This is a genomic window from Oleiphilus sp. HI0066 (assembly GCF_001635725.1).
Genome location: NZ_LWFH01000492.1, coordinates 1 through 830, shown reverse-complemented (window position 1 = coordinate 830; position 830 = coordinate 1). Strand labels below are relative to the sequence as shown.

At 47.6% G+C, this 830-nt stretch carries 1 protein-coding gene; it reads right to left on the bottom strand.

Annotation, left to right across the window (positions count from 1 at the left end):
- On the bottom strand, positions 1–830 hold an 830-nt coding region (locus A3738_RS06920), incomplete at both ends, for an isocitrate lyase (RefSeq protein WP_156504030.1).

Genomic DNA, 830 nt, shown 5'->3' with positions numbered 1-830 from the left:
TGATCATCACCAAGGTCTGAACCAGCCATGTTTTGGTGCTTAACACATGCGATACCTTGACGGATCTCTTTACGCTGAACACCTTCAACGTAACCAAGCATACCTTGCTCACCGAAATACTCTTTCGCTAGGTTGTCTACAGACAACGCAGTAGTGTGGTAAGTAGGTAGAGTGATCAAGTGGTGGAATACGTTCGCTTCACGCGCAGTATCCGCTTGGAAAGTCTTGATACGCGCATCAGCAGCTGCTGACAATGCAGAATCATCATATTCAGCAGACATTAAGTTTGCACGATCGTATGCAGAAACATCTTCGCCCGCTTCAACCATTGCGTCATATGCTTGCTGACGGAAGTTCAATGTCCAGTTGAAAGATGGCGAGTTGTTGTAAACAAGTTTCGCATCTGGGTGAACTTTACGTACGTCGTTCATCATGCCCGCGATCTCGTGTACAGTTGGGACTGCGGTTTCGATCCAAAGAAGGTCTGCACCAGCATTGATCGCACCGATACAATCGAATACGCAACGCTCATGACCAGTACCTTGACGGAATTGGTAAAGACCAGAAGGAAGACGCTTAGGACGAACAAGCTTGCCGTTACGATTAATAACAACATCACCTTCGTTCATGTCAGCTACGTCGATTTCTTCAACATCTAGGTAAGAGTTGTAGATGTCGCCTTCGTCGCCTGGCTCATTAACAACAGCGATTTCTTTAGTTAGGCCAGCACCTTCAGAGTCAGTACGCGCAACAATTAGACCGTCGTCAACACCTAGCTCTAGGAACGCGTAACGTAGTGCACGGATCTTCCCGTGGAAGTCAGCGTGTGG